Source organism: Actinoallomurus acaciae (genome assembly GCF_042429965.1).
Taxonomy (GTDB): domain Bacteria; phylum Actinomycetota; class Actinomycetes; order Streptosporangiales; family Streptosporangiaceae; genus Actinoallomurus; species Actinoallomurus acaciae.
On sequence record NZ_JBHLZP010000528.1, the window covers coordinates 1 to 6245 of the forward strand.

A 6245-nucleotide genomic window follows, 5' to 3' on the forward strand; every position below is an offset into this window, starting at 1 on the left:
GCTGCTGCCGGAGGGCGCGCTGCTGATCAACGTCGCGCGGGGCGGGATCGTGCCGGACGACGCCGTGCTCGCGGCGCTGGAGGGCGGCCGGCTCTCGGGCGCCGCGCTCGACGTGTACGACCAGGAGCCGCTGCCCGCCGACCACCCGCTGCGCGGCCACGACGACGTCCTGCTGTCGCCGCACGCCGCGGGCGGCACCCGGCGGGCCCAGAGCAACATCATCACCAAGGTCATGGACAACGTGCGGACCGCGATCGAGGGACGGCCGGTCTCGGACGTGGTCAACGGCGTGGACGCGGTGATCCGCCGCCGTTAGGGGGCACGCGCGCCGTTTCACGACGGCACCACCGAGGCACGGGCACGTTGGGAGTCCCGGCACGTGCGGTTTTGGACCCGGCAGAGGCCACAGTGAGGGGGAACGGTGAAACTCGACCTGTGGCTGCTGCTCGGCTCCCTCGTCCTCCTCACCGCCATCGTCGCCGTACGCGTGGCGCATCGCACCGGACTGCCCAGCCTGCTCCTCTACCTCGCGCTCGGACTGCTGCTCGGGGAGGCCGGGTTCGGCATCCACTTCGACGATCCGGCGCTCGCCGAGACGCTGGGGCTGGCCGCGCTCGTCCTGATCCTCGCCGAGGGCGGCCTGACCACCCGATGGGCGGACGTACGTGAGGGCGTGCCGGCCGCACTCGCACTGGCCATCGCCGGTACGGCGGTCAGCATCGCCGTGGTCGCGGCCGCCGCGCACTGGCTGATCGGCGCCGAGTGGCGCAACGCCGTGCTGCTGGGCGCGGTGCTGGCGCCGACCGACGCCGCGGCCGTGTTCTCGGTGCTGCGGCGGCTGCCGCTGCCCTCACACCTGTCCGGCGTTCTGGAGGCCGAGTCCGGCTTCAACGACGCGCCGGTGATCATCCTGGTCCTCGCGCTGACCGCCCGGCATGTCCCCAGCACCATCACCATGGCCGGTGAGCTGGTGGCCGAGCTGATCATCGGCGGCGTGATCGGGCTGCTCGTGGGGTGGATCGGCGCGTTCGCGCTGCGGCGCCTGGCGCTGCCGGCGTCGGGCCTGTACCCGCTCGCGGTGCTGTCCCTGGTGGTCGGCGCGTACGGCGAGACCTCGCTGATGCACGGCAGCGGGTTCCTCGCGGTGTACGTCGCGGCGCTCGTGCTGGCCAACAGTCCGCTGCCGCACCGCCCGGCCACCCGCGGGTTCGCCGAGGGACTGGCGTGGCTGGCCCAGATCGGGCTGTTCATCATGCTGGGCCTGCTGGCGTCGCCGTCCGACCTGCCGAGGCAGATCGGGCCGGCGCTGCTGTGCGGGTTCGCGCTGGTCCTGCTGGCGCGGCCGCTGTCGGTGCTGCTGTCCACGCCGTTCCTCGGGCTGTCCTGGCGGGAGAAGGCCTTCCTGTCGTGGGCGGGCCTGCGCGGGGCGGTGCCGATCGTCCTCGCCACGGTGGCGATGACGGCCGGTGTGAACGGCGCGGACGCGCTGTTCGCCCAGGTGTTCATCATCGTGGTGGTGTTCACGCTGCTGCAGGGCCCCACGCTGCCCTGGCTCGCCCGTGCGCTCGGCGTCACCGTCTCCCAGCCGAGCCGCGAGATCGACGTCGAGGCCGCACCGCTCGAGGAACTGCACGCCGATCTGCTGACCATCCGCATCCCGCCGGAGTCCCGGCTCGACGGAGTGGAGATCTTCGAGCTGCGGATGCCGCCGGGCGCGGCGATCACCCTCGTCGTACGGGACGGAAAGAGTTTCGTGCCCGAGCCCAGCACCCGGCTACAGGCGGGCGATGAGCTGCTGGTCGTGACCACGAGCGACGCCCGGGCCCCGGCCGAGCGCCGGTTGCGCGCGATCAGCCGGCGCGGCAAGCTGGCCGGTTGGTACGGCGAGCAAGGGGAGGGATGAGCCCCGGTCGGGAATGATCCGACGCCCCGTACACTTAGCAGTCATCAGGTGAGAGTGCCAGGCCACCCCATGTGGCCTGCGCAGCAAGGAGGATCTCGTGCCGACGTATCAGTACGCTTGCACGGAATGCGGTGAGCCGCTGGAGGTCGTGCAGAAGTTCACCGATGACGCGCTGACCGAGTGCCCCGCGTGCGGCGGGCGACTGCGGAAGATCTTCTCCCCCGCCGCCATCGTGTTCCGCGGGTCGGGTTTCTACCGCACCGACAGCCGTTCGGGCTCCGGCGGGACGAGCACCACGTCCAAGGAGACCGCCAAGAAGGACGACACGAAGGCCAAGAGCGAGACCAAGAGCGAGACGAAGACGGAATCCAAGTCGTCCGACTCGTCGTCGTCTTCCTCGTCCTCGAAGTCCAGCGGCTCTTCGGAGAAGGTGGCCTGACCGGGCCCGGCGAGGCCGCCGGACCCGCTCCTGCCCTCTCTCTCAGCCGACCGACGTGCGTGCCCGCGGCCCGGTCTCGCGCCGCGGGGCGGTCGGTAGCCGGCCCGGCCACCAGAGGCCCGCGCCGATGTCGCAGGCCAGCGCCGGCACCAGCAGCGACCGTACGAGCAGGGTGTCGAGCAACACCCCGAACGCCACCGCGAAGGCCATCTCCACCATTCCCGTCAGAGGCAGGGTGGCGAGCGCCGCGAAGGTGGCGGCCAGCACCACGCCGGCCGAGGTGATCACACCGCCGGTGACCGTCAGGCCGCGCAGCACGCCCCGCCGGGTCCCCAGCCGTCGCGCCTCCTCGCGTACCCGGGTGAGCAGGAAGATGTTGTAGTCCACCCCCAGGGCGACCAGGAAGATGAAGATCTCCAGGGGGAACCCGGAGTCGGCGCCCTCGAACCCGAACACATGGGTGAACACCAGTCCGCAGACGCCGAGTGACGCGGCGAAGGACAGCACCACCGTGCCCATGAGGAGCAGCGGCGCCACGATCGCCCGCAGCAGCACGACGAGGATCAAGAAGACCACGCCGAGAACCAGCGGGATGATCACCTTTCCGTCGTGGACGGCGGCGCGTTGCGTGTCCACGTTGATCGCGGTGGTGCCGCCCACCCGGCCCCCGAGCGGGTGTACGGCCGCCCGGAGCCGATCGACGGTGTCGCGCGCCGCGGGACTGTCCGGCGGATCGGCGAGCGTCGCCTCGTACTGCGTGTAACCGCTCCCGGTGACGGGCTTGCCGATCTGGGCGACGCCGGAGGTGCCCGCGATCGCGTCACGCAGGCCGGGTGAGGTCGGCGCGATCACCACGGCGGGGTTGCCGGTACCGGCGGCGAAGTGCCGGGCGATCACCCGTTCGCCGACGACCGAGTCGGGGGTGCCGACGAACTGGCCGGCGCTGGAGACCGGCCCGACCTTCAGCGACATCAGCCCGAGGGTCAGTACGCCGAGCAGGACGGCCGTGCCGATCCAGATGACGCGTTGCCGGTTGCCGACGAACCGGGCCACGGCGGCCCAGACGCCGTGCTCGCCCTCCTCGTACTCGCGGTCGAACCGGGGCACGACGGGCCAGAAGACGCCGCGTGGCAGGGCCACCAGCAGGGCGGGCAGCAGGGTGGTCATGGCGGCCAGCGCGCAGACGATGCCGGCGGCGCCGACCGGACCGAGGCCGCTGGTGGAGTTGAGCTCGGCGACGAGCAGGCAGAGCAGGCCGATCGTGACGGTGGCGCCGCTGGCCAGGACGGCCGGGCCGGCGCGGCGCAGGGCGAGCCGCATGGCCTCGTGCTTGTCCTCGTGACGGTGGAGCTCCTCGCGGTACCGGGCGATGATCAGCAGCGCGTAGTCGGTGCCGGCGCCGAAGACGAGGACGGCGAGGATGCCGGTGCTCTGCCCGCTGACGGTGAGGCCGGCCCGGGCGAGCAGGTACACCACGCCCTGAGACAGTGTGTACGCCGAGCCGGCGGCGACCAGCGGGACGACCCACAGGAACGGGCTGCGATAGGTCAGCAGCAGCATCAGCACGACCACCGCGAGCGTGACCAGGAGCAGGGGGCCGTCGATGCTGCTGAACACCTTGACCGCGTCGGACAGCCCGCCGGCGGGGCCGGTGACGCGGACGTCCAGCCCGGGCGGGGCGCGTTCCACGGTGTGGCGGATGGTGTCGACGGCCTTCAGTACGACGTCTCCGTCGCCGGTTATCGGGACGAGGAGCTGCATCGCCCGGCCGTCCTCGGCCATGAGCGGTCCGGTGGCGGGGCCGACGTGGGCGAGCTTGGCGGCGGCCTGCCGGGCGTTGGCCTGGTCGGCCGGGGTGATGCCGCTGCGCCGCTCGTACGAGACGACGGCGAGCATTCCGTCTTCCTTGTGCACCTTGTCCTGGAGCTTGATGACCTGGGTGGCCTCGGCGCTGCCGGGCAGGTAGGCGTCGGCGTTGTTCTGGGTGACGCCCTGGAGCCTGCCGCCGAGCGTGCCTCCGGCCATGAGCAGGACCAGCCACGCGACCAGGACCAGCCACTTCGTACGGCGGCTCGCCGGGAGCCGTACGAGTCTTTTGTTCATGTCCATCCTCTCGTTTTGCGAGAAGATATTACGTGTTTGTTGCGCCAGTCAAGACATGTCGCGTTTGGTGTTATCCACAGGGGGTACCGCCGTCTCGCGTGCCGCTTCCCCGGGCGGCTAAGGTCCCGCTCATGCATGCAGAGATCGGTGTGATCGGTGGCTCGGGCTTCTACTCCTTCCTCGACGACGTCGAGGAGGTCAAGGTCACCACCCCTTACGGCCCGCCCAGCGACCCCATCGCCATCGGCACGCTGCCGGGCGGTCCTGGACGGCGGGTCGCCTTCCTGCCCCGGCACGGCCGCGACCACCGCTTTCCGCCCCACAAGATCCCCTACCGGGCCAACCTCTGGGCGCTGCGATCCCTGGGCGTGCGCCAGGTGGTGGCGCCGAGCGCCGTCGGGTCACTCACCGCGGCGTACGGGCCGGGCACGCTCTGCGTCCCCGACCAGCTCATCGACCGTACGTCCGGGCGCGCGCAGACCTACTACGAGGAGGGCGGCGCGGTCCACGTGTCGTTCGCCGACCCCTACTGCCCGGCCGGCCGCCGCACGGCCGTCGAGGCGGCCACCGCGGCGGGCTGGCCACCGATCGACGGCGGCGCCCTCGTGGTCATCGAGGGGCCGCGCTTCTCGACCCGGGCCGAGTCCCAGTGGTACGCGGGGCAGGGCTGGACACTGGTCGGCATGACCGGCCACCCGGAGGCCGTACTCGCCCGGGAGCTGGCACTGTGCTACATCCCGGCGTGCCTGGTGACCGACCTGGACGCCGGCGTCGAGGCAGGCACGGGCGTGACCCACGAGGAGGTGCTACGCGTGTTCGCCGAAAACGTCGACCGCCTACGCGACCTCGTCATCAACATCGCCACCAACTTGCCAACCGACCGCGAATGCCCATGCCCACAGACCCTGGACGGCCTGAAGCTGCCACTCGACCTGCCCTGACGGGCAGGGCCTCCCCTGCCCGTACCCGCAATCCCTCGACGGGCTGAAGCCGCCACTCGACCTGCCATGACATCCCCCTCACCCCTGACAAGCCGCCCCTCACCACCACCAACCACCCACCCAGACCCCGTTGACGTCCAACACCGGACCGCCACCGCCCGCCCGACGGCCAAAGCGTTTCCACCCCAGACGGCAGAGCCCCCTCAAAGGAGGTCACATGAGGGCAATGCAGAACCTTCACCACCACCCACCGGACCGCAGTGTTCGGCAGGGCCGCACCCTGACAGACGGGACCTCCTCTGCCCGTACCCGCAGACCCTCGACGGACTGAAGCCACCGCTCGACCTGCCATGACATCCCCTCACCCCTGACAAGCCGCCCTCACCACCACCAAGCACCCACCCGAAGCGCCCCGTTCACACCGGCTCCCCAAACCGACGCCAAAGGATTCCCGCCCTAGCGGGCAGGGCCTCCCCTGCCCGTACCCGCAATCCCTCGACGGGCTGAAGCCGCCACTCGACCTGCCATGACATCCCCCCCTGACAAGCCGCCCCACCGCCAACCACCCACCCGGAGCACCCCGTTGACGTCCAACACCGGACCGCCACCGCCCGCCCTGACGGCCAAAGCGTTCTCGCCCCAGATGGCAGGGCTCCCTCGAAGGAGGTCACATGAGGGCGACGCCGAATCCTCACCATTCCCACCGACCGCACCGTTCGACAGGGCTTCCACTCTGGCGGGCCGGGCCTCCTCGGAGGAGATCAGATGAGGGCGGCGCTGAGCCGTCATCGCCGGCTGCTGGCGGCGGTGTTCGCTGCGGCCGCGGCCGCCCTGGGGCTGGCCGCCGCCCGGCCGCACG

General features: G+C 71.3%; 5 protein-coding genes. 4 read left to right on the plus strand and 1 reads right to left on the minus strand.

Translation table 11 applies throughout. The features are described from left to right. The 3 genes from ACFFNX_RS40855 to ACFFNX_RS40865 form a co-directional block, all read left to right on the plus strand. On the plus strand, window positions 1-316 hold a 316-nt coding region (locus ACFFNX_RS40855), incomplete at its 5' end, for an NAD(P)-dependent oxidoreductase (RefSeq protein ID WP_378211551.1). A gap of 105 nt (window positions 317-421) precedes the next feature. After that, window positions 422-1903, plus strand: a complete 1482-nt coding sequence (locus ACFFNX_RS40860) for a potassium/proton antiporter (protein ID WP_378211552.1) — start codon at window positions 422-424, stop codon at window positions 1901-1903. Between the two features lie 97 nt (window positions 1904-2000). After that, window positions 2001-2342, plus strand: a complete 342-nt coding sequence (locus tag ACFFNX_RS40865; protein ID WP_378211553.1) for an FmdB family zinc ribbon protein — start codon at window positions 2001-2003, stop codon at window positions 2340-2342. Window positions 2343-2384: 42 nt separating this feature from the next. Here ACFFNX_RS40865 and ACFFNX_RS40870 read toward each other — a convergent pair whose 3' ends face one another. Then, window positions 2385-4445, minus strand: coding sequence for an MMPL family transporter (locus ACFFNX_RS40870; protein WP_378211554.1), 2061 nt, complete (start codon window positions 4443-4445; stop codon window positions 2385-2387). Between the two features lie 131 nt (window positions 4446-4576). On the opposite strand from ACFFNX_RS40870, the gene ACFFNX_RS40875 reads away from it, so the two are divergent. Then, entirely contained in the window at window positions 4577-5386 is an 810-nt protein-coding gene (locus ACFFNX_RS40875) for an S-methyl-5'-thioadenosine phosphorylase (RefSeq protein ID WP_378211555.1), read from the plus strand. Window positions 5387-6245: the final 859 nt, after the last annotated feature.